At 75.2% G+C, this 22,407-nt stretch carries 17 protein-coding genes; 8 read left to right on the top strand and 9 right to left on the bottom strand.

The genetic code is table 11. The features are described from left to right. Window positions 1–49: 49 nt before the first annotated feature. Window positions 50–1,324, top strand: coding sequence for an MFS transporter (locus tag ACIQ9P_RS32015; protein WP_402364050.1), 1,275 nt, complete (start codon window positions 50–52; stop codon window positions 1,322–1,324). 63 nt (window positions 1,325–1,387) lie between these two features. Here ACIQ9P_RS32015 and ACIQ9P_RS32010 read toward each other — a convergent pair whose 3' ends face one another. The 3 genes from ACIQ9P_RS32010 to ACIQ9P_RS32000 all read right to left on the bottom strand — a co-directional run bounded on the left by ACIQ9P_RS32010 (window position 1,388) and on the right by ACIQ9P_RS32000 (window position 8,791). Further along, on the bottom strand, window positions 1,388–2,344 hold the full coding sequence (locus ACIQ9P_RS32010) for an ABC transporter ATP-binding protein (RefSeq protein WP_402364047.1): 957 nt from the start codon (window positions 2,342–2,344) through the stop codon (window positions 1,388–1,390). A 104-nt stretch (window positions 2,345–2,448) separates the two neighbouring features. Continuing rightward, window positions 2,449–5,277: a hypothetical protein gene (locus ACIQ9P_RS32005; RefSeq protein WP_402364044.1), complete on the bottom strand. Its 2,829-nt coding sequence runs from the start codon at window positions 5,275–5,277 to the stop codon at window positions 2,449–2,451. Between the two features lie 154 nt (window positions 5,278–5,431). Then, the gene (locus ACIQ9P_RS32000) at window positions 5,432–8,791 is read right to left on the bottom strand and encodes an FtsX-like permease family protein (protein ID WP_402364041.1); all 3,360 of its coding nucleotides are present in this window, start codon (window positions 8,789–8,791) and stop codon (window positions 5,432–5,434) included. 681 nt (window positions 8,792–9,472) lie between these two features. Here ACIQ9P_RS32000 and ACIQ9P_RS31995 point away from each other — a divergent pair. From ACIQ9P_RS31995 to ACIQ9P_RS31985, 3 genes are read left to right on the top strand one after another with little or no spacing between them, the layout of a single operon-like run. Then, a complete protein-coding gene (locus ACIQ9P_RS31995) occupies window positions 9,473–9,814 on the top strand; it encodes a hypothetical protein (RefSeq protein ID WP_402364038.1) in 342 nt (113 codons plus the stop codon). A gap of 24 nt (window positions 9,815–9,838) precedes the next feature. Beyond that, the gene (locus tag ACIQ9P_RS31990) at window positions 9,839–10,336 is read left to right on the top strand and encodes a hypothetical protein (RefSeq protein ID WP_402364035.1); all 498 of its coding nucleotides are present in this window, start codon (window positions 9,839–9,841) and stop codon (window positions 10,334–10,336) included. 9 nt (window positions 10,337–10,345) lie between these two features. After that, on the top strand, window positions 10,346–10,504 hold the full coding sequence (locus ACIQ9P_RS31985) for a hypothetical protein (RefSeq protein ID WP_402364032.1): 159 nt from the start codon (window positions 10,346–10,348) through the stop codon (window positions 10,502–10,504). Window positions 10,505–10,588: 84 nt separating this feature from the next. Here ACIQ9P_RS31985 and ACIQ9P_RS31980 read toward each other — a convergent pair whose 3' ends face one another. After that, window positions 10,589–10,747 carry a hypothetical protein gene (locus tag ACIQ9P_RS31980; protein ID WP_402364029.1) on the bottom strand — a complete coding sequence of 53 codons (159 nt, stop codon included), beginning with the start codon at window positions 10,745–10,747 and terminating at the stop codon, window positions 10,589–10,591. A gap of 29 nt (window positions 10,748–10,776) precedes the next feature. Then, a complete protein-coding gene (locus ACIQ9P_RS31975; protein ID WP_402364026.1) occupies window positions 10,777–11,283 on the bottom strand; it encodes an LnmK family bifunctional acyltransferase/decarboxylase in 507 nt (168 codons plus the stop codon). On the opposite strand from ACIQ9P_RS31975, the gene ACIQ9P_RS31970 reads away from it, so the two are divergent. Then, complete coding sequence (locus ACIQ9P_RS31970) at window positions 11,278–11,472, top strand: hypothetical protein (protein WP_402364023.1); 195 nt, start codon at window positions 11,278–11,280, stop codon at window positions 11,470–11,472. The genes ACIQ9P_RS31975 and ACIQ9P_RS31970 overlap by 6 nt on opposite strands. 125 nt (window positions 11,473–11,597) lie before the next feature. Here the strand turns inward: ACIQ9P_RS31970 and ACIQ9P_RS31965 are convergent, their stop codons facing one another. Then, window positions 11,598–13,325: a hypothetical protein gene (locus ACIQ9P_RS31965; RefSeq protein WP_402364020.1), complete on the bottom strand. Its 1,728-nt coding sequence runs from the start codon at window positions 13,323–13,325 to the stop codon at window positions 11,598–11,600. Between the two features lie 294 nt (window positions 13,326–13,619). Between ACIQ9P_RS31965 and lanKC the strand changes: the two genes are divergently transcribed. Together lanKC and ACIQ9P_RS31955 are read left to right on the top strand one after the other, a co-directional pair. Continuing rightward, window positions 13,620–16,217, top strand: a complete 2,598-nt coding sequence (lanKC, locus tag ACIQ9P_RS31960; protein WP_402364017.1) for a class III lanthionine synthetase LanKC — start codon at window positions 13,620–13,622, stop codon at window positions 16,215–16,217. Between the two features lie 636 nt (window positions 16,218–16,853). Beyond that, window positions 16,854–17,282 (top strand): spore-associated protein, encoded by a 429-nt coding sequence (locus tag ACIQ9P_RS31955; protein WP_402364014.1) that lies wholly within the window; start codon window positions 16,854–16,856, stop codon window positions 17,280–17,282. A 409-nt stretch (window positions 17,283–17,691) separates the two neighbouring features. Here ACIQ9P_RS31955 and ACIQ9P_RS31950 read toward each other — a convergent pair whose 3' ends face one another. The 3 genes from ACIQ9P_RS31950 to ACIQ9P_RS31940 form a co-directional block, all read right to left on the bottom strand. Next, complete coding sequence (locus ACIQ9P_RS31950) at window positions 17,692–17,994, bottom strand: hypothetical protein (RefSeq protein WP_402364011.1); 303 nt, start codon at window positions 17,992–17,994, stop codon at window positions 17,692–17,694. A 144-nt stretch (window positions 17,995–18,138) separates the two neighbouring features. Further along, window positions 18,139–18,771, bottom strand: coding sequence for a response regulator (locus ACIQ9P_RS31945; protein ID WP_402364312.1), 633 nt, complete (start codon window positions 18,769–18,771; stop codon window positions 18,139–18,141). 68 nt (window positions 18,772–18,839) lie between these two features. Then, a complete protein-coding gene (locus ACIQ9P_RS31940; protein WP_402364309.1) occupies window positions 18,840–20,132 on the bottom strand; it encodes a sensor histidine kinase in 1,293 nt (430 codons plus the stop codon). Between the two features lie 179 nt (window positions 20,133–20,311). Between ACIQ9P_RS31940 and ACIQ9P_RS31935 the strand changes: the two genes are divergently transcribed. Further along, window positions 20,312–22,243, top strand: coding sequence for an FtsX-like permease family protein (locus ACIQ9P_RS31935; protein WP_402364008.1), 1,932 nt, complete (start codon window positions 20,312–20,314; stop codon window positions 22,241–22,243). Window positions 22,244–22,407: the final 164 nt, after the last annotated feature.

The following is a 22,407-nucleotide window of genomic DNA, read 5'->3' as shown; positions in this document are numbered from 1 at the left end:
ACGACAGCCTATCTTGACAGCTCGTCAGATACGAATCAGAGTCTGGTTCATGTTTTCCATCGGGGGAGAGCCCGGTTCGTCACTGGGTCGCCGGTTCCATCTGCTCTGTGTCTCCGTCACCGTCTCCGCGTTCGGTGACGGCATGCGGTTCGTCGCGCTTCCGCTGCTCGCCGCCGGGATCACCGGGGACCCGCGCGACGTGACCCTCGTCGCCACGGCCGAGCACCTGCCCTGGCTGTTGCTGAGCCTGCCCGCCGGGGCGCTCGCCGACCGCATGGACCGCCGCCGCCTGCTCTTCCTGGTGGACATGCTGCGCGCGGTGCTGGTCGGCGGTCTGGTGCTCGCCATGGCCGTGGGCGCGGTGTCGGTGCCGCTGCTCGCCGTGGTCGGCTTCCTGCTCGGCTGCGGCCAGACGTTCTACAACGCCGGCTGGGTCGGCGCCGTGCCGTCCGTGGTCGCACCGGGGCACCGGGCCCGGGCGAACGGCCGGCTCCAGGCGGGCGCGCTGGTCGCCGAGCCATTGCTCGGCGCTCCGCTCGGCACTGTGCTGTTCGCCGCCGCCGTGTCGGCACCGTTCGTCCTGGACGCGATCTCGTTCGCGGCGGCCGCGCTGCTGGTACTCGGGATCCGGGACGGCCTCGGCGGAGTGCCGCGGGCGGAGCGGGTGACCGAGCGGCGCGGCTCCGCGGTGCGGCACCTCTGCGCGGAGGCGGGCGAGGGCGTGCGCCGGCTTTGGCGGCACCGGGTGCTGCGGGCCCTGTGCCTGGCGGCCTGCGCGACGAACCTGGTGGCCGGGGGCGTGATCTCCGTCCTGGTGCTGTACACCCGCAACGTGCTGCACCTGGGGGCGGAGGGCTACGGCGCGCTGGTCGCCGTCTTCGCCGTCGGCGGGGTGCTCGGCTCGCTGGCCGCGTCGCGGTCGGCGGCGCGGCTGGGCAGCGGGTGGGTACTGATCGCCGGGCCGATCGGCGCTGCTGCCGCACTGGCCGGTGCCGGTCGGTTCAAGTCCCTGCTGCTGGTAGGGATCTGTACGTTCCTCTGGGGCGCGCTCAGCATGGCGTACGGCATCGTCGCGGTGTCCGTCAGGCAGGGGCTGGTGCCGGAGGGACTGATGGGCCGGGTCGGCATGGCGCACCAGATGCTGGCGAACAGCGGCACGGCGGTCGGCGCGGCCCTGGCCGGGGTGCTGGCGCACGGCTTCGGCCTGCGGTCCCCGTTCCTGGCCGGGGCGGCGTTGCTGGCGGTCACCGGTCTGCTGCTGGTGCCGGTCGTGCGGCGCGGTGCGGATGCGGCGGAGCCGGTGCCGGCGTCCGCCTCCGGCTGACGCGAGGGGAGCCGATGTGCGCCGGTGCGGCGCTGCGCCGCGGCGGCCGGCCGCACCGACGCCTCAGCTCCCGGAGTCCCCTCCCCCGGTCGTACCGTCCCCGTCCGCTCCGCGCGCGTCGTCGACCCCAGCACCGGCACCGTCCGGTGGGCGGCCGAGGTCGGGCCACACGGACACGTGGTCGCGCTCCAGGACCAGCCGCACGCGGTGGGCCAGGCCCAGCGCGTCGGTGAACTCGCGCGGCAGCTGGAGCCGGCCGACCCGGTCCAGCACGGTGTACTCCTGGGCGCCGAGCCCGCCGTCCGCACCGGTGTCGGCCGCGTGGCGGAGCACCTCGGTGGAGGTGCGCCCGTCGCGGATCCGCACCGTGCGGCGGACCTGGTCGGCCACCAGGGCGTCGTGGGTGACGATCAGCACGGTGGTGCCCAGCTCGGTGTTGGCGGTGCGCAGGGCACCGAAGATCTCCTCCGAGGTGGCCGTGTCCAGCTCGCCGGTGGGCTCGTCGGCGAGCAGCAGCCGGGGCTCGTTCGCCAGGGCGACCGCGATCGCCACCCGTTGCTGCTCCCCGCCGGAGAGCGAGGCCGGGGTGCGGTCCGCGGCCGGGGCGATGCCCATCAGGTCGAGCAGCTCCATCGCCCGCGCGGCGCGCCGACGGCGCGGCACTCCGGCGTAGCCCATCGGCAGCTGAACGTTCTCGCGCGCCGTGAGGTAGGGCAGCAGGTTGCGCGCGGTCTGCTGCTGGATCACCCCGACGGTCCGGCGCCGGTAGGCGATCCGCTCGCGGCGCTTGAGTCCGCCCAGGTCGGTGCCGGCCACCTCGACGGTGCCCGCGCTCGGGGTGTCCAGGCCGGCCAGGATGCCGAGCAGGGTGGACTTGCCGGAGCCCGAGGCGCCGACCAGAGCGGTCAGCTCGCCCTCGCGCACGGTCAGGTCGAGCCCCTGCAGGGCCTGCACCTCCACCCCGTCGCGGGCACGGGTGCCGGTGCGGTAGATCCGCACCAGGCTCTCGCACGCCACCATGGGCCGGTCGGTGCCCGGCCCCGGCCTGCCGGTGCCGGATGCGGGTCCCCCGGCCACAGCCACGGCCCCGGCCCCGGCCCCGGGTTGTCCGTTCGGTCGGTCGGTCACAACGCCTCCCCCACTCGTAGCACGGCGCCCAGTCCGCGCCGACGGCTGATCGCCGCCTCCAGGACGGCGGCCGCCGCCATCAGCACCACCAGCGCGACGCCGAGCCCCGCGGTGATCGTCCAGTCGATGTGCACGGCGGGCTCGAACGGCCCGCCGGTGATCGCCCCCAGCCGCAGGCCGGAGCCGAGCGCGGCGGGCAGCATCAGGCCGAGCGCGGTGCCGCCGACCGCCGCCGCCAGCGCCAGCGGCAGCAGCTGGAGCAACTGCAGGCCGAGTACCGCGCGGCCGCCGACTCCCAGGGTCCGCAGGTACGACGTCGTCCGGGCCCGCTCGCCGGCGCCCAGCAGCAGGTCCAGCGCGAACGTGCCGAGCGCGAGCAGCAGGCCCAGCGCGGTGGTGATCCGGAAGGCGAGCCGGGCCGAGTGCCCCAGCCCGTCCGACCGCAGCGCGGCGAGTTCCCCGGCCCGGTCGCGGAGTTCGACCTGAGCCCCGGGCAGTTCGGCGGGAGCCAGCAGCGCGCCGGCGGCGATCCGCATCGCGGCCGGGTCCAGGGGAGGCGCCCCGGCGGCCGGGTAGAGCAGGAGGGCGGAGGGGTTCGTCCGCTGCGGGGGCAGGCGCTCCGCGGACGGGCCGGTGAACACCAGCAGGGCCCCGGTCCTCGCCCCGCTGCCCAGCACCGGCCCGAGGACCGGGTCGCGCAGCGCCTCCTCGGGCAGGGCGCCGACCACGTGGACCAGACGCCGGCTCGCCCCCAGCGCGTTCAGCTCGAAGGTGCCGTCGGGGAGGCGGGCGGCGAGCCCGGGGTCGGCCAGCGCGGTGAGTACGGGGACGTCACCGTCGGCGCCGGTCCGCCCGACGGCCGCGTCCGCCCCGTCGGCGGCCAGCAGGGCGCGGGCCACCGGGGAGGACGGGTCGGCCGCGGCCAGGGCGGCGGCGTCCAGCCCGACGAACCGGGTGCCCGGGAAGGTGGCGCCGTCGTCCAGTGCGACGATCTCCCCGCTCGCGCCGGTGACGGCCACCCGGTGCTCCACGCCGGGAACCGGTGGCAGGTCATCGGCCAGCCGGTCCTTCGGCCCGACCAGAGCCATCGGCGCCCCGCCGGTGCGCCAGGAGGCGATCTGCTCCTGGCCGTCCGCGAGGGTGCGCGGGATCATCCCCCCGTAGACGCCGCAGCCCAGGGACAGGACCAGGACCAGCAGCGAGAGGGCCGCCGCGCCGCTCTGCGTCCTGGCCCCGGCCATCGCCACCAGCGGTACCAGGCCGCGCGAGCGCCGCGCCGCGCGGCTCGCCCGGCGCACCAGCGCGGGCAGCAGCCGGAGCAGGACCCCCACCGTGAGCAGCGCCAGGAGGACCGGCGAGAGGGCGAGTTGGGGGTCGATCCCGGTGCCCGTCCAGGCGCCGCGGGTCCGCAGCGCGACCAGGCCGCCGACGGTCAGGATCAGCAGCAGTACCTCCAGAACGATCCGGCGCGAGCGCGGCACCGGCCGGGTCCGTCCGGCGGAGGCGAGCAGCACCGCGGCCGGCGCGCACCAGACCAGCAGGGCGGCGACCAGCACGGGCACCGGCGAGCCGAGGGCGACGCCCTGCGGCGCGAGCGCGCGGCCGGCCGCCCAGCCCACCGCGACCCCGGCGCCGACCGCCACCGAAGCCTCCACCAGCAGCCGCCCCGCGATACCGGGCAGCCCCGCGCCGCGGGAGACCTGGAGCGCGAACGCGCCGGCCCGGCGGCGGGTCCCGAGCCGGGCGGTGGCGACGGCGGTGGCCACCACCATGGCGAGGAGTCCGGAGAGCGCGAAGCTCTGCAGTTGCTCGGTGCGCTGACGCTGGGCGGCGAAGGCGTCCAGCTCGGGGCCGAGCCGGTCGGCGGGGTTGACCGAGGGCACCATCTGGCCGGCCAGCATGCAGCGCGCCCCGGTCTGGGGTCCGCACAACTGCTCCGGCCCGGCGCCGTGCAGGGTCCTCAGGGCGGACCGCAGTCCGGCGATGCCGGCCGGGGTGGCGGCCGGCCCGGAACGGTCGGTGGCCACCGGCAGCTCCCAGTTCACCTTGAGCGCGCCGCCGTGGCCCGCGATCAGCTCGATGCCGCCGGCGCTGGTCAACGCCTGGCTCTCCAACTGCTGGCCGCCGTCGGGCAGCACCACGGTCCACGGGAGGACCAGCATCGGTGACTGCTGCCAGAGCCGGGCCGCGCCGCGGTCGGTCCGGAAGACCCCGACCAGGATCGCCGGGGCGCGGCCGCCCATGAGGTCGAACCGCCGGCCGACCGTCAGTCCCATCTTCTCGCGGGTCCCTTCGGAGACCGCGACCTCGATCGGGCCCGCCTCTCCGTTCGGCGCCACCAGGTCGGCCGCGGGCTGCTGCGGCGCTCGGCCCTGGAGGTACTCGACCGCCCCGTCCGGGCCGTCGGGTTGGGCGTGGACCAGGTTGAACCCAGGCTCCCTGTTGTAGGGGGTGGGCATCCCGGGGCCGCTCGCCGCCAGGCGGAGGGTGGTGACGCGGGCCCGGGGCCTGCCGAGCGCGGAGGTCAGCTCGGGCCCCGCCGCGGTGCGCGTCCGCTCGCCGAGCGCGTCCAGCTCCTGGTCGAGCGAGCCGGGGCGCGAGGGCTCCAGCCCGATCAGCGGGACGGTGGTGGTGCTCGCGGAGAGCAGCGGCGCGGCCAGCTGGGCGCGGGCGACCCGGTCGGCGAGCGTGCCGGCCGCCATCCGGTCGAACTGCGGCGGCCAGCTCAGCGGGACCGCCGTGAGCAGGGCGGCGAGCAGCGCGAGCACGGCGCAGACCGGCCAGGCGATCCGCGCCTCGCGCCGGATCAGGCGCAGTGTCAGCATGTGGGGCTCCCCCCGTCGAAGCGTCCGTCCTCGCGCGCACCGCCGTGCCCGCCCGTCAGGTGCCGGTCGGCGCGGCAGTGGTCCGCGCCGCAGTGGTCGGCGTACCAGTGGTCCGCGCGCCGTCGGCGGGCGCGCCGCCGGTCCCGCGCCGGGTTCATCCGTCGTCCCCGGCGCGCAGGGCCCGGACGAGGTCGACCCGGGCCAGCACCCGGGTGAGCACCAGCACGGCGAGGGTCAGCAGCAGACCGCCGGCCAGCGCCGTGAGCAGGGCGGCGGGGCGGCCCGGGTCGACGGCCATGGCAGGGAAGACCGGGCGCGCGTAGTCGTCCAGTACGACGAGCGACAGCAGCAGGGCCGCGAGCAGCAGGCCCAGCAGCCCTCCGAGCAGGACCGGCAGCACGGTGACCGCCACCTGTTCGGCGCGCAGCAGCGCGGTCAGCTCCGCGCGCCGCACTCCCAGCGCGCGCAGCAGCGCGAACTCCCGCTGACGGGAGCGGACGGTGCTCACCGCGTGCAGGGTCAGCACGGTCACCGCGAAGAGCGGCGCGGTGATCAGGACGAGCAGCCAGGCGCAGCGCAGGCCGACCCGGAACGGGTCCGTCGCCAGGCCGTCGGAGACCCGCCGAGCGCTCTGCGGCCGGCCGAACTCGCCGCGGCCGTCGACGGCGGCCCAGGTGGCCGACGGGTCCGAGCTGGCCACCCACCAGTGGGCGGCGACAGGTGGGGCGGCGCCGGTGAGCGCGCGGTTGGCGGCGAGCGCGCGCAGGTCCAGCAGCAGGTGGCCCTGCCCCTGGCCGTAGCCGGGCAGCACGTCGATCTTCCCGGTGATCCGGACCTGCTGGGTGCTGCGCCCGTCGCGCTCCCAGTTGAGCGGGACGGTGTCGCCCACCCTGACGTTCGCCGCGTCGAGCAGCGCGCGGTCGGCGATCACGGGCAGCGTGGGGGGTGTCGGCAGGATCGCGCCCGACGGCAGGGTGCGCGGTGCGGGCAGGTCACCGGTCACGGGCGCCGCGAGGACCGCGTCCGAGCCCAGCGGGTCGAGGGGGATCTCCGGCTCGTGGGACCGCATCACGGTGTGCAGCAGGTCGGCCCCTTCGCTCTGCCAGGTGCACGCCTCGGCCTGCGGGGCGGAGATCCCGTCGGGACGGTGCTCGGTGCCGGGGCAGCCGAGCACGGACGGGTCGGCGAGGACCTTGCCGGAGCGGGCCCAGCCCTGTCCCGGCGGAACCGCGAGGTCGGTCCGCGTGCCGTCGGCGGCCACGGCCGTGATCCTCGGCACGCTCAGGTCGAGGGTGGTGCGCAGGGCCGTCGTGCCGGGGAAGTGGACGCCGAGTCGGCCGAGCGTCAGGGGGCGGGCCCGCAGGTCGCCGCCGGGCAGCGGGACGGTGAGGACGTGCGGACGGCCGTCGGCGGGCAGCGGGACCGTCAGCTGCTCGGTCAGCCCGTCGGCGTCCTGGATCCAGAACCGCAGGAGCAGGCCGGGTGCCGGGACCGGCAGATCGGTGCTCGCCCGGACGCTCGCCTCCAGCACGGTCGGCGCGCCGGGCAGCGCGAGCCCCTGGGCGGGCACGGCGGTCAGGGGGGCGAGCAGCTCCGGGCCGGGGCGGTCGGCCTGGTCCGGACGGAGCTTCGGCAGCCCCGCGGCGGAGGCTGCCGCGCTGTCGAGGGCGACCGTCTGGACCACGGTGGTCCCCACGTAGGCGGACTGCTCGGCCACCGGGGTGAGTCCCGTGACACCCGGCAGGGCGGCCAGCGCGGCGTGGCGCTCCCCCGCCGCACCGGTCACCCCTGACAGCCGCAGATCGGCGCCGACCGCGTACGCGCCCCGGTCACGGTCGCTGCTCGGCAGCGCGCCCAGCACCCCGGCGGCCAGGCTGCTGCAGGCCACCGCCAGCAGGGTCACCAGCACCGGCACCGCCTGGCGGCCGATGTCACGGCTCAGACGCCAGGCGCCCAGCGGCAGCACCAGTCCGCGGGCCCGGGCGGCCGCCCGCTCCAGCAGCCGCCCCACCACCGGCATCACCCGCAGCAGCAGGACGGCACCGGACACCGCCATCACCACCGGGGCGAGCACCAGCGTCAGGTCGACCCCGGAGTCGAACCCGGCCCCGGAGCTCCTCACCACCACTCCGTCGTAGTACCGGAGTTGGTAGAGGCCGAAGGCCGCGGCGGCGAGCAGCGCGAGGTCCGCGCCCGCCCGCTGCAGACCGAGGCGGCGCGCACCGCGTGCCCGCAGCGCCCGCTGGGCCCCCGGGTCCATCGCCTGCCGGGCGAGCGGCAGCAGCAGGGCCGCGCCGTGCACCAGGAGCGCGAAGCCCGCCGCCCACCAGCCGGCCCGGCCGTCGTCCACCACCAGGCCGTGCGCTCCGGCGACACGCGGCACGGCGGCGAGCAGGGGCCCGGCCAGCAGCAGACCGCAGACCGCCGCCGGCGCCGCGACCAGTGCCCACTCGCCGGCCGCCGACGCGAGCAGCCGGCCCGCGCCGGCGCCCCGGGCGTTGCGGAGCGCGTGCTCGCCGGCGACCGCGTCGGCCAGCCGGCGGGCGGTCAGCACGAGGACGACGGCGGCGAGCAGCGCGAGCAGGCCCAGCGGCACGGCGATCTCGGCCCGGGCCGCCAGGACCGGCACCACCTGGCCGTCGATCGCCCCGGGCAGGGTGCTGCGCACCGCCGTGTCGGCCAGGACCGGTTCGGCGCCGCGGTAGACCGAGCGGCCGGTGTCCGAGCGGGAGAAGGCCGCCACCCGGTCGCGCAGCGCGGCGAGTGCGGCGAGGCTCGACCGCCCGGTGTCGGGCAGGGCCAGCCAGACGGCGAACATGCGGCCGTCGAACCCCGGCAGCGCGGCCAGCCGGGCCCCGTCGACCAGCACGAGGCTCTGGCTCTCGGCGTCGGCGCCGCCGAGGCCGGTCCAGAACGCGGCGTCGTCCGGGTCGGCCCGGTAGACGCCCGTCACGGTGAGCCTGAGCGGCTCGCCGGTGCCCGGCGTGCGGATGACCGTGCTGGCGCCGGTGTCCAGGCCGAGCCGGTCGGCGGCGGCCTCGGGAAGGGCGACACGCAGCCCTTCGCCGTCCGCCGGGGCGGTCCCGGACGCGTCCGGCCAGCTCCCGCTGCGCAGTCGGGCGTGCCGGCCGCTGTCGGGGAGCACCGTCAGAAGGGCGGGGAGCACGTCCTCGCCGGCCCAGCGGCGCCCGGCGGGCGGCAGGGAGAGGTCGACGGGGCCGATACCGCGCTGTGCGGTCTCGGTGCGGAACGGGGTGCCGGCCATCGTCCGGAGCAGCGCGGAGCGCACCGCGCGGTCGGCCTCGGGAAGGCCCTGCGCCGTCCAGCGCGCGGTCACCTCGACCGAGCGGCCGGCGTCGGCGGCCAGCCGCTGGCGCGCGCCGGCGGTGGCGGCCGACCGGGCCAGCCCGGCCACCGCGGCCAGCACGGCCGTCGCCACCAGGATGCTCACGGCGACGGCCGCCAGCACCGGACCGTGCCGCCCGATCCGGCGCCCCACCCCCGCCAGTTCCATCCACTGCTCCCCTCGGCACCCTCCGCGGAGGGCCGTGTGCCATGAGTCCAACGACAGGACAACGACAGGACAGGGACGGGGCTCTGCGGCGATGACCCTGCTGTGGTCTGTACCAATCCGATCCCGGGGCACATCTTGCACGACGACCCGCCGACCCGGTCCGTTCGGTTTCCGTTCGGCCGCCTTTCTGCCTGAAGGGGCAGCGGGACTGCCCGGCCCGGGCAGGCGGCCGGTCCGGCGCCGGGTGTCGCGTTCGCGCCGGGTGGCCGCGGCGGCCGTGGCTGCCGTGGCGGCTGTCCCGGCATCGGACGCTGCGGTGTGCAGGGGGCCGGTGTCACCGTCGAGGATGCACATCGTCACGTCGGGGACGGCGAGCACGGTGTCACCCGCAGCGACGGCAGGGACCGACGTCTCGATTGCGCTGAACCCGAGCATCACCGAACGCACTGTCAAAAACGCGTATCCAGCCTCTTCGAGAGGCTCGGGGTGCGCCCGCGCCTGGAACCCGCCCCGTTCGCGGCCCTGGAGCACGACCGGATCTACCGCCGGGCCACACCGTCCCGACCGTGCAGGTGGCCATCCGTACACCGGCCCCAATGTCCATCTGTTCCTCCTCCGGCCCGCCGCCGAAGCTGGTGCTTCCCACCGACCAGCGGTGGGCGATCCACACGGAAGGCAGCCATGAAAAGCACCCGACTGACCCAGGCGGTCCTCGTCGCGACCCTCGCGGCCGGGGCGGTCGTCGTCCCGGCGGCGGCCGCCTCCGCCCAGCCCGTCGCCTGCGGCGTGAAGGCCGAACTCGACCTCGGCCGGGGGAAGGCGACCTCCTGGTGCATCAGCCCCGGCCCGCAGGACGCCAAGGAACACCGCGCGGTGATCAAGTGCACCGTCGTCCGCGGCCGCAACACCCCGCACGATCTCACCTTCCCGGTGTGGGGACCGTGGGTGAAGATCGGCCAGAAGTCCACCGCGATGTGCGGGTTCAGCTCCAGCACAGCGGGCTTCTCCTACGAGATACGTTGACGGCACGAGAAAGGGTTGAGGACCATGGAAAAGGTCATCGAAGATCCGCTCTTCCGGCGTGTGGTGGTGAGCGTCGACCCGCTGAGGGGAGTGGTCGGCGTCAGCGCCCCCGCTCTGCCGCCCGCGACCGTCGAGCGCCTGGCCGACCACGCCACCGACCCGTCCCCGGTCGGCACCCGCAACGGCCACGAGGTCCTGCTGACCGTCGACGGCGAGAAGGGCACGGTGACGCCCGGGACGGGTTTCGCCCCCCGCCGCTCCTACCGTGTCAAGGCCGGCCTCGCCGGCACCTCCTACATGCTGCTGCCACTGTCGGAGCACTCCAGTCGCTTCGAGCGCGACGGCGCCGAACTCGGCTTGTTCCGCCGTGACCAGACCGGGCAGATCGAGGTGCGGTGGACCACGCGGGTTCCTCCCAGCCCGCGCGAGGCCGCTCTCGGCCACGCTCTGGCCGCCGCCTGGGGCATCGGAGCGCCGGGAACCTTCAAGTCGGTCATCGGGCACGGCGGAGCTCCCCTGTGACCAGGCCGGGTGGCAGCTTCCAGGAGTGGTTCGGTCTCCTCGGGCCGCTTCGCCGGCGCCTCGACGAGCGGGCTGTTCGTCGTCCTGCACACCAACCCCGCCGCCTGCCTCCTTCCCGGGGGATCGACCTCGGCGAGCGGTACGGGGACCCTGACGATCCTCACCTGACCACGGCCGGCCGGGCCGCCGGACCCGACCGGAACAGCTCGGAGCAGCCCGAACCGCCGGTGCCCGCGCGGGCACCGGCGGCCGTCACACGAGAGGGGTGAAGAAGAACGAGTCTCGGCTGCGCAAGGCACCGTCGGCGGTGAAGGTGAAGAAGTCCGCGAAGCGCAGTGACACCGGGCTCCCGTCGTGCAGTATCCCCGCGAACGACGCCTGCACCGCGGCTTCGTCCTCGTGCGTCAGCACGGTGGCGAGGGTGTGGCGGCCCTCCCTGATCACCCTCTGCTCGCGGTGGAAGTGCGCGGGTCCGCCCGGTCGTGCCAGCGGCGGAGGGAGACGGTGAACACCGCGCCGGGGTCGGCGTTGCCGAAGTAGCCGAGCTTCTGGTCGACCACCCGGCGCCGCAGGAAGCTCCGGTCGCTGCGGCCGAGCGAGCGCCACAGGCCGTGCACGGCAGTGTCGAAGATGGAGAAGTACGCCGCGAAGTAGACCAGGCCGGCGCCGTTGAGGTCCCGGGTCACGTCGAGGACGTACTCGACGCTGCGCGCCGGCCCGGCCGGGACGAGGTCGCGCGGGTCCTCCGTGTGGAAGCTGCCGGCCTCGCGGGCGCGGCCCACGAAGGTGCGGGGCGAGTAGCGGCCGGGGAGCCTCGGCAGTTCGGTGTGGGCGAAGTCCGGCGGCGCGACCTCGGCCAGGCCCCGGTTGCTGCCCGGCCGGCTGCGGGCGACCCAGCGGTTGACGTTCTCCACGTACAGGCGGTCGGGGTGCGGTTCGTCGTGCACCTCCTCCGCCCGCAGCGGCCCGTCGGCCAGGACGGGACCGGCCGGCGCAAGCCGGTTCAGCGCATCGGCGCCGGGCAGGTAGTCCTCTCCGGGGCCTGGGCCGCCGCCGTCGACCTCCTGCCCGGCACGCCGGTCGAGGCCACCTTCGGCCGGCTCGGCTCGGTGTCCCTGACGGTGGGCCCCGCGTAGTGCGTGCCCGTGTGTGCCGGTCGCTCTCGCGGCCGGCACACACGGGCGGCACACGTGTGTACGGCGCGGCGGCGGCAGCGCTCACCGCGTCCGTCGGCGGACGCGGCTCGCTGCGCGTCGGCGGCTCAGAAGCTGCACACCACCATGCCCGCGCTCGCGCCGCCGATCAGACCGAGCACACCGCCGGCGAGGGCGCCGACACCGGCCGCCGGGGCGCCCGCCACGGCTCCGGTGATCGCGGTGCCGACGGTCCACTGGGCCACGCACTTGTCCCACGCGGCGGCCTTCTTCAGCTTCTCCTCGTACGCCTTCTTCTCCGCGTCCGAGCAGGTGTGGCCCTGGGCCCTGGCGCAGGCCGCACCGACGTCGTCCCCGGTCCGCGTCCGCAGCGCCGGAGCCGACGGTGACTTCGGCGCCGCGGCAGCGCTCGACCGTGCCGCCGTCCCTCCGGGGAACGCGCCCGGGCCCATGGTGACCGCCGAGGGTGTCTCGGTCCCGTCGACCGTCGGGCCCTGGGCCCCGTCGATGGTCTGGGTCAGGGTGTTCCCGTCGACGGCCAGCCTGTAGGCGTGCTTGACGCCCTGGGTGTCGGTCACGGTGCCGGGCTGCATCCGCATGACGGGGCTGCCGCTCGCGTCGGTGATCTCGGCGCCGTTGGCGGTGGCCGTCAGACGGGTTCCGGCCGGGAGGTCGAGCTTCGCGCTGGTGGTGGTGGCGAAGGTCTGCACGGCGGGGGCCGGTGCCGGGGTGGTGCCGCTCCCGGGCGCGTCGGCGCTGGTGTGGGCGACGTACATCGTGGTGCCCGCCGGGGAGTCCACGACGGGGACGGTCACCGTGGCGTCGGCGGTCCACGGCTGGTTGTCGGTGTCGAAGGTCCAGGTGCCGGTGACCTTCTTGCCGACGGCGGCGAAGTCGACCCAGCCGTAGTTCCTGGCCGGGACGGTGACGACCACGCCGTTGATGGTGGTCGAGTCCGAGGTGTAGGTGACGCCCGACGTCAACTGGGCGGAGACCATGGCCTGGAACGGGACGGAGACGCCGAAGGAGGTGCCGAGGCTCGCGGACAGCGACTGCGACCAGCCGGAGTGGTAGACCGTGGTGAACACCTGACTGACCGTGTCGGCGGTGTCGTTGTACCAGACCGACGACGCCTTCACCCGGGGCAGGGGCTCCGGCTGCCCTTCGGACCGCTGGGTCCACGAACAGGTGGAGGTCTTCCTGGAGCACAGGTCCGCGTAGTAGTCGAGGGCCAGGCTGCGAGCCTCGGCCGCCTTGGCCGCGGGGACCGTCCACTCCTGGGCGGCGCTGCCGTTGCAGACGTTCGGCTGGGCGAGGATGCCCCAGAGGTGGAGGCCGCCCCGGTTGTCCATGCAGTACTCGGTGCCGCTGGTCTCGTCGCGGCGGACGATGCCGAAGGCGTTGGGCCTGCCGTCCACGGGGCGGAAGTGCCACTGCTCGCCGTCCTTGCCGCAGGACTGCTGCACCGCGGGCTGGCTGGCGTAGACGCACTTCCCGGACGAGGTGCTGGCGAGGTTGAAGGTGCCGGGCTCGCCGAGCCTGATCAGGCGCCAGCCGGTGAAGTTGGTGCCGTCGGGGGTGACGGAGATCTGGTTCCCGTCGCCGGTGCCGGTGGCGTTGAGGGTGCCGTCGGGGTTGGTGAAGGTGTAGGCGTCGGTCGCGGCGGCGGCGGCGGGGGCGGCGGCAGTCGTCGCGGCGGCGGTCGCCGCGGCACCGGCCGGGGTGGCGGCGAGGACGGGTGCCGCGAGGCACAGGGCGAGGGCGGGTGCGATGAGGAGCTTCGCGGCCTTCGTCACGGTTCCGTGCATGGTGCTCCTGTACGGGTCGAGTCGCATGTCATGAGCATGCCTTGTTCGTGAGCGTAGGGCAGCCGGAACCGACGCGAGGGAATCTTCCCGGGATCGGTCCCAGTGATCTGGACCACCCCGCGGCAACCCGGGACCGCGGACCGGAACGGCCGGGCCGGCCTCCACGGGCGGGCCGAAGGACGGCGGACAAGCGGTTCCATACCGCGGCCGAACCGTTGTCGAACCCGCCCCGTCCAGCATCCCGGTGCGTCGGGGCGACGGCCGTTCCCGGAGCAGGCCCGGCGGCTCCGGGCGGGCGAACGACCCTGTGGAGGGGGCCCCTTGTTCGACGCACTGTCCGATGCCCTCGCCGACGAGCAGTTCTACGCGCCGCTCGGCACCATGGCCGACCCCGGCCCGCGCTTCGCGCCCGTCCGGGTCGCCGACGGCTGGCGCGCGAGCGAGCGGGACATCTGGACGGCGTGGAGCGGCCCCGGGGTACGCCGTGCCGAGCAGGGCTGGAAGATCCACGTGTCCGCGCGCCCGGAGCGGGCGCAGCACGTCCTCGACACGGTCGCGGACACCTGCTTCGCCCAGGGGGTGGCGTTCAAGCACGTGTCGGCGCGCGTGTTCTTCCTCGCCCTCCACCACAAGCACGGCGGGCGGTCGCAGGCAGGCAAGTTCTGCACCGTGTACCCGCCGGACACGGCGGGCGCCGAACGGCTCCTCGTGCTCCTCGCCGAGGCCCTGGACGGCGAGGATGGTGCCTACGTCCTCAGCGACCGCCGCTACCGGGACTCGCGGACGGTCCACTACCGCTACGGCGCGTTCGCCGGCCGCAGCCGGATGCTGCCCGACGGCACCGCGCAGCCGCTGGTGGCCGACGGCCACGGGCAGGACGTGCCGGACCTGCGGCTGCCGTACTTCGTCCTGCCGGAGGGCGTCGGCGACCCCTTCGTGGACAGGGAGCCGGCCCCGCACCGGGGACCGGTCCGCATCCGTGACTACGAGATCCTCAAAGTGCTGCAGCCGAGCAACGCCGGTGGCGCCTACCGGGCCCGCGACACCCGCACCGGGCGGCTGGTGCTGGTCAAGGAGGCGCGCCCGCACAACGGTTACACCTGGGACGGGGCGAGCGCCCGGCAGCGGCTGCACCGGGAGCACGGGACGCTGACCGCCGTGCACGCGGCGGCCGTCGGCGTGTGCCCGGAACCGCTGGAGCGGTTCACGGAGTGGGAGCACGACTTCCTCGTCATGGAGCACGTCGACGGGCTCCCGCTGGTGCAGTGGATCAACCGCTCGTCGCCCGTCCTGCTGGCCGACCGGCCCGCCGCCGACTTCGAGCGGTACCACGCCGAGTGCCGCCGCGTCCTCGACTCGCTGGACACCGCCCTGGACCGGCTGCACGCGCTGGGGCTGCGGTTCGGCGACGTCAGCCCCGGCAACGTCATCGTCACCCCCGCCGGCGAGGCCAGGCTGGTCGACTTCGAGTCCGTGACCGCGCTGGACGCCCGTCCCGCCCGGATGGGCACGCCCGGCTTCGCGCCGCCCCCGGGCCTGGCCGCCGAGCACGCCGCCGACCCCGTGCTCGCCGACCGGTACGGCCTGGCGGCCCTCGCGCTCACCCTGCTCGCGCCGTTCCACAACGCACCCCAGCTGTCGCCCGCCAACTTCGCCCTGCTGCGCCGCGATCTGGCGGCGCGGGGACCTGTGCCGCGTGACCTGTGGCGCCGGGCCACCGCCTTCCACCGCTCCGACGCGGACCGGGCGTCGACGCTGCCCCACCCCGGGGCGGTGGACGCCGATCCGGTGGGGTGCCTGACCCGGCTCGCCGAGCGGACGGCCTCGGGCCTGCTGGCCATGGCCGACACCGAGCGGTCCGACTGGGCCTTCCCGCCGTCGCCCCAGGCGTTCCGCACCAACACGGTGTGCGTGGCGTACGGGACGGCGGGTGTGGTGCACGCGCTGTGCCGGGCCGGTGTCCCGGTCCCGGACGAGGTCCGCAAGCGACTACGACGGGACGCGCTCGCGGCGGCGCACGCGCTGCCTCCCGGACTGGCGGTCGGCTCGGCCGGCGTCGGGCGGGTACTGGCCCGCATCGGTCACCTGGACGAGGCGGTGGACCTGCTGGGCACCGCCGACCGCCATCCGCTGGCCGCCACCACGACGACGCTGGCCGGCGGACGGGCCGGCGTCGGCCTCGCCTGGCTCGCCCTGCACCGGCAGAGCCGGGACCCCCGTCATCTGGAGCGGGCGGCCGCCGCCGGCGACGCGATCCTCGCGCTCGGCGCGGACCTGGGGCCCACCCTCGGCGCCCACGACGCCCGCGGGCTGTTCCACGGCCGCTCCGGCCTGGCGCTCTTCCTCCACCATCTCACCGGCGAAACGGGCGAACCGCGCTACCGCACGGCGGGACGCCGACTGCTCCACGAGGAGTTGGACCGCGCGGTGGAACTGCCCGACGGCTCCCTCTCCTTCGCCGACAACGCCGTGAACCGGCGCGTCATGCCGTACCTGGCCACCGGGTCCGCCGGAATCGGAACCGCCCTGCTGCGCTACGCCGGCACCGAGGACGAGCGCTCCGCCACCGCCCTGCCCCGCGTCCTCGCCGACGCCCGCAAGGCCAGCACGGTCCAGGCCGGCCTGCACGACGGCTTCGCCGGACTGGTCCACCTGCTGGCCGAGCACGCCGACTTCACCCAGGACGACGCCGACCGCCGGGACGCGCTCCGGCAGGCCACCGGGCTCCTCAAGTACGCCGTACCGCACGGCGAGGACGTCCGCTGGCTCGGCCCGGGCTCGCTCCGGTTCAGCGCCGACGTGGCCAGCGGCAGCGCCGGGATCCTGCTGGCACTGCACCGAGCCCTGCACGGCCCGGGTGACGACTGGTTCACCCTGGCTCCCACCCACCCACAGGAAAGCGGAGGCAACCGTTCATGACCGAGATCCTCGCCCTTCAGCAGTTGGAAGCCCACCCCGAGGAGACGGAGGAGGCGTACCCCTTCCCCTGCTTCAGCATCTACGCCAGCTCGATCATCGACAACGACACGTACTGACCCACGCAGGATCCGGAGGCGGGTGTCGTCCCGCCTCCTGCGCGCGAGGAGCCGGGGAGTCGCTGATGGACTCGTGACATCCCTTACACAGCAGGGCAGTTGAGAGACCTTCGGCGCCGTGGCCGCCTGTCCCGGAACGACCGGGCGGGCGGCCACGGCGCCGAGCGGGAGTTCCGCCGACGGGCGTTGCGAGGCTTTCGCGGCCGGGGACTGACGGATCGCCCGGCGACCTCGTGGTCGGCCGGGCCTGCGCCGAGGAATTCGTCGCCCCCTCGCGGAGCCGCGCTCGCGGCAGGCATTTCGGAAGTCATCGGCGATTCCCGGAAATCGAGAGAATGCCGGGTCGGGCAGTTCCGGTTCCGCTTCCGGTATTCGCCGACAATTCCGGGGCGGAATCGGACCGTCCTCGACCCGGTTCCGGACATCGCGCGAACGCCCACCGGTGACTGCGGGGGCCGACTGTTGTCATGGTCTGGCACGTCGGTTTTCCAGGAGTACGAGCCGCACGAAGGAGTCCAGGATGTTCGGTAGGAACTACGCGCGCACGGCGGCCCTCGCCGTCGCGGCCGGTTCGGTGCTGTTCGCGGTCCCCGCGACCGCCGATGCGGCCGTCACCGCCTACACCCCGCAGACCGCCTGCGGGGCGAGCTACGTCACGAAGGACTCGTTCAACCTGCCGGGCGGCACCTCGACGGTCTACCTGACCTACAGCAGCGCGACCGGCAAGAACTGCGTCGCCACCATCAAGAACTCCAAGGTCGGCACTCCGTCACTGACCGGCGCCTACCTGACCTTCGGCGACGGCAGCGGGAGGCAGGAGGAGTACCGGAACCTCAGCTACTACGCCACGGCCTACCTCTACGCACCCGGGCAGTGCATCTACTACGGCGGCCGGGACTACAACTCCGGCGACTGGTGGGGCAAGGGCCCGGGCTGGTGCGGCAAGTGACGTCCACGCCGTAGCCCACCCGCTCGCCTGCTCACCCGCTCACCCGCTCACCTGCTACGACCGGCCCCGCCGTGACGGCGGCGCCGGCCGCAGCACGCGGCGCCCGCCGACACTCGTAGGCTATTTCGGCGGGCCGCAGTCGAAATGCCCGGTCGTACGATCTGATCCGAATTCGCCGGAAGGAATACCCCGGGCGTGATTCGCCGGAATTTGGCACCGTCCGTCGACACCTCGCTCCGGCCTGCCCCCGGCCGGTCCGGCGAATGTTCCGGGCCACCTCCGCATGCGGTCGGCGCCGGTACGAGTGATCACGTCCGGCAGATTGCCGGCGGTGATTCACTCGAAAATCGGGCCAAGGGCTGTCCCGCAACCCCGAGGATATGGCCACGGCCCTCTGGCCGCGAGGGTCTCAGGTTTGACCTTGGCCGTCGGAGGCGCTGGACGACTCCAGCCACTGGTCCACCACGTCATCGGCTTCGTCCAGGGCCGTATTGCGTTTCCCGTTGGGCGCGTAGGCCGGTGACCGGTCAGCGCGTAGTGGCAGATGCGCGCAGTACCAGGCCCGCCGGGCGCCTGCTCGTTCCGCGGTCGTGCCTGTGCGGAGGTAGTCGAGCAGTGCGGTCAGGACCCTGCGGCGCCCGAAGACGTAGAGCGCCGGCTCGACGAACCAGCGGCAAAAGCTTGGGTCAGGGTCGTAGACCGCAGCAGCCATCAGTGGATCGAAGAACTCCTCAGGCAGACTGGCGCGTTCCAGAAGCGGCCTTCGTGCGGCTCCGGCCAGGTGCCGCGTGGGACGGGCGACCGTCGAGCCTCGACCCTCGCCCGGGACGCCCGAAGGTCAATTACGGGACAGCCCTTAAGCGCGCAGGAACTCCAGCACGGCCAGCACGCGGCGGTGCGTCTCCGCGGCAGGGGGCAGGTCCAGCTTCATCAGGATGTTACCGATGTGCTTGCCCACGGCGGCCTCGGACACCACCAGCTCCCGGCAGATCGCCGCGTTCGAGCGGCCCTCGGCCATCAGGGCCAGTACCTCCCGCTCGCGCGGGGTCAGCCGCTCCAGCGGGTCCCGTCGGCGGCGCAGCAGTTGCCGGACCACCTCCGGGTCGACCACCGTCCCGCCGGCCGCGACCTGGGCGACCGCCGCCGTGAACTCCTCGACCTGGCCGATCCGGTCCTTCAGGAGGTAGCCCACGCCGGAGCCGTCCCCGGAGTCCAGCAGCTCGGCCGCGTAGGAGTGCTGCACGTACTGGCTGAGCACCAGGACCGGCAGGGCGGGGTGCCGCTCGCGCAGGGCGACGGCCGCGCGCAGGCCCTCGTCGCTCTGGCCCGGCGGCATCCGGACGTCGGTGAGCACAAGGTCCGGCCGGTGCTCCTCGACCGCCGTGTGCAGCGCCGGGGCGTCGCCGACGGCCGCCACCACCCGGTGCCCGAATCGGGCGAGCAGGCCGATCAGCCCCTCGCGCAGCAGGACGCCGTCCTCGGCGAGCACGATCCTCAGCTCCACCGCCGTACTCCTCGGCTCCACCGCTGCGCTCCTCGGCTCCACCGTTGCGCTCCTCAGACCCACCGCTGCGCTCCTTCCCCCATCGGGCGGCAGGGGATCTCCACCCGCACCGCGGTCGGTCCGCCCGGCGGACTGCTCACGGTCAGTGTGCCGTGCACGACCGCCACCCGGTCGGCCAGCCCGGTCAGTCCGGTGCCGCGCCCGGGGTCGGCGCCGCCGCGGCCGTCGTCGGTCACCTCGATGGTCAACCGGCCGCGCGCCCAGCGGCCTTCGACGGTCGCGGTGCTCGCCCCGCTGTGTTTGGCGACGTTGGCGAGTGCCTCGGTGACCGCGAAGTAGCCCGCCGACTCGACCGGTGGCGGGAGGCGGGCCGGCAGCGCGAAGCGGGTGGTCGCCGGGACGGGTGAACGGTCGGCGGCGTCCGCGCACGCCTCCGGCAGGCCGCGGTCGGTGAGCACCTGCGGATGGATGCCGTTGATGAGCTCGCGCAGTTCGGCGAGCACGTCGCCAGCCTCGCGTTGCGCCTCGGCGAGCCGGGCGACCAGCGGGCCGTCCGGCGGCGCGTCCAGCCGGGCGAGGCCGAGCGTCATCCGCAGGGCTACCAGGCGCTGTTGGGCGCCGTCGTGCAGATCGCGTTCGATCCGGCGCCGCTCGGCCTCGAAGGCGTCCACCAACCGGGCGCGGGAGAGGACGAGTTCACCGATCCGGCGTTCCTGGCCGCCCGGCCCCAGCAGGAGCCGTACGAGCCCTGCCCGGGCGGCGGCCAGCAGTGCCACCGGGTACGCGAGCACCGGCACGAGGGCGAGCCCGGCCAGCCCGAACAGGCCCGCCGCCCAAGGGGAGTGGACCTGCCAGAGCTTGAGCACGTTGACCTGCTCGCCGTCCAGCAGGAGCAGCGGGAGGGCGGCCAGCAGGTACCCGGGGACGGCGAGGGCGCAGCCGGCCACGGCCAGGTCGAGCGGCCAGAGCAGGAACGCGGCGAGCACGGTGAAGCCCAGCTCGCGCCAGGTGGCCCGCTCCCGGTAGCGCAGCCGCAGCCAGGCCGCGAGGCCCGGGCGGTCGGGGACGCGGTGCGGGTCCGGTATCCGTTCGCCGTTCAGGAACCGGGCGAGGCGCCGTTCCCAGGCGGCCACCGGCAGCCCGACCAGGGCGAGCGCGGCCAGCAGCGGCAGCCCGACCAGCAGGGCCGCCAGCGCGCCGCCGGCCGCCACCGACACCAGCAGCCCGGCGCAGAGCAGCAGCCCGGTCAGTCCGGTTGCCAGGAGGTACCCGGCCGCCCGCCAGGGCGCCGCCGAACGTACGAACCCCGGCCGCGTCACTCCGCCCCACCGGCCGCTGTCGTCCATCATGCCTTTCCGCCCCACCGACCACAGTCACCCATCACGTCTCTCCTCCCCCACGCGCCCTCCCGGCATCCGCCCACCCTAGAGGGCGGGGCGCCGCCCGTCGGTAGGGCCTGCCCCACCCTGCGAAGTGGCCCCCGGCCTGCTGCGCCACCCCGGGGGGCGGCGCTTGGCTGGGCGTCATGAGAATGCTGCGGATCGCACTGAAGTCCCTGAAGGCCCGCCCGGTCTCCCTCCTCGGCGCCTTCGTCGCCCTGGCCCTGGGCGTGGCGATGACCACCGCCGTGCTGCTCGGCCTCGCCTCCGCGTCGGCCGGCGCGGCCGAAGGGGAAGAACTCGTCTCCCTGGTCGCCGGGCTCGGCACCGCGGGCGGGGTGAGTGCGTTCGTGTCGGCGTTCGTCGTCGCCTCCACCTACTCCTACGCCGTCGCCCAGCGCCGTCGCGAACTCGGCCTGCTCCGCCTGGCCGGCGCGACCCGCGGCCAGGTGCGGCGCACCGTGCTCGCCGAGGCGCTGCTGCTCGGCACCGTCGCCTGCGCGAGCGGCTGTGCGCTCGGGCGCCTCGGCGCTCCCGCTCTCGTACGGTGGCTGTCCGAGGCGGGCCTGGCCCCGCCCGGTTTCACCCTCGTCCCCGCCCGGTGGCCACTGCCCGCCGCCTTCGCCACCGGCCTGCTGGTCGCCGTCTCCGGGGTCGCAGTCGCGGCCCGTCGGGCCGGCCGGACCGGCCCGCTGGACGCCCTGCGCACGGCCGACCTCGACACCGGCGTGCTGACCGCCGGCCGCCTCCTGACCGGCCTCGGGCTGCTGCTCGGCTTCGTCGCCCTGACCGTCACCGCGCTCGCCACCGACCCCGTCGACCTGCTGCATCGCAAGACCTTCACCACCCGGCCGATGTGGCTGATCTGCGCATGCGGCCTGCTCTCCCCGCTCCTCGCCCCGCCGTTGCTCCGCCTGGCCGGTCGGGCCCTGCCGCGCCGGGTCGGCGGCCCCGTCGACCGCCTGGTGGCCCTCGGTCGCCTGGTGCCCGCCGGTGCCGCCGCGGCGCTGCGCCGGACGGGCGCGGTGGCCGCGCCGGTCGTGGTCGCCGTGGCGCTGACCGGGTCACTGGCGGGAGCACCGGAGGCGGTGGGCGCCGCCCGGTCCGCCGAGGCGCGGGCCCGGACCGGCGCCGACCTGGTCGTCGTCCCGGCCGACGGCGCCCCGGGCCCGCTGCTCGCCGCACTGCGCGCCGTCTCCGGTGTCAGCGCCGTCTCCGCCACCGGGCCGACCTCCCTCTCGCTCGTCGAAGCGGACGGTGTGGCCGTCCGCTCCGAGGCCCGCGCGGTCGCGGACCCGACCGGGCTCGCGGCGCTGGTCCGACTGCCCGTGCTGGCCGGTTCGACGGCCTCACTCGACGACAACTCCCTCGTCCTGCCCGCCGAGTGGGGCCACCACCGGGTCGGGGAATCAGTACCGGTGGTCCGCGCCGACGGCAGTCGCACGACCCTGCGGGTGGCCGCCGTGCTGCGGGACGGGCTCGGCGACAACGGCCTGTACGTGACCGCCGCCAACGCCCCGGGCTCCCGGGTCGACCGCGTCGACGTCGCTCTCGGCCCGGACGGCCGGGACGCCGACGAGGGGGCCGCAGCCGTCCGGGCCGCCGTCGGGGCAGCCGCGCTGCCGTTCGGCGCCACCGTGTCGACCCGCGAGGAGTGGCTCGCCGCCGGACCGTCCCCGCGGATCACCTGGCTGCGCACCGTCCTGGTCCTGGGCCTGGCGCTCCTCTACACCGGCATCGCGCTCGCCAACACCCTGTTCATGGCCACCGCCGACCGGCGCCGCGAACTCGCCCTGCTCCGCCTGGCCGGCGCCACCCGCGGCCAGGTGGTGCGCCTGGTGACCGCCGAGTCCGTGCTGGTGACGGCGGTCGGCGCCGTCCTCGGCTGCGCCGCGGCCGCCGTTCAACTCGCTTCCCTGTACGGCGCCCTGGCGGTACTGCGGGTACCCGCCCCGCTCGTCCTGCCCTGGCGCGAGGTGGGCGTGGTGACGGCCGGCGCGCTGCTGCTCGCCGCGCTGTGCGCCGCTCCCGCCGCGGCCTGGGCGCTGCGCACCCGCCCGGTCGTGGCCGCCCGCTGAGAGCGGGCCACCTGGGGGACGTTCCGCTGCCGGGCGTCCAGCACCGGCGGGGCGGACGGTGGGTACTCGGTGTCGACGGTCGTACCGACAGCCTCGCCGCAAGCCCGGTTGCCCCGCGATCGGGCTCCGCCGTCCGGGTGAGCGGGCGGGCCCGTCAGGGCTCG

This window comes from Kitasatospora sp. NPDC094019, assembly GCF_044764505.1.
In the GTDB taxonomy this organism is placed as follows: domain Bacteria; phylum Actinomycetota; class Actinomycetes; order Streptomycetales; family Streptomycetaceae; genus Kitasatospora.
The sequence above is the reverse complement of the archived record's forward strand: the minus strand, read 5'-3'. Positions and strand labels throughout refer to the sequence as shown.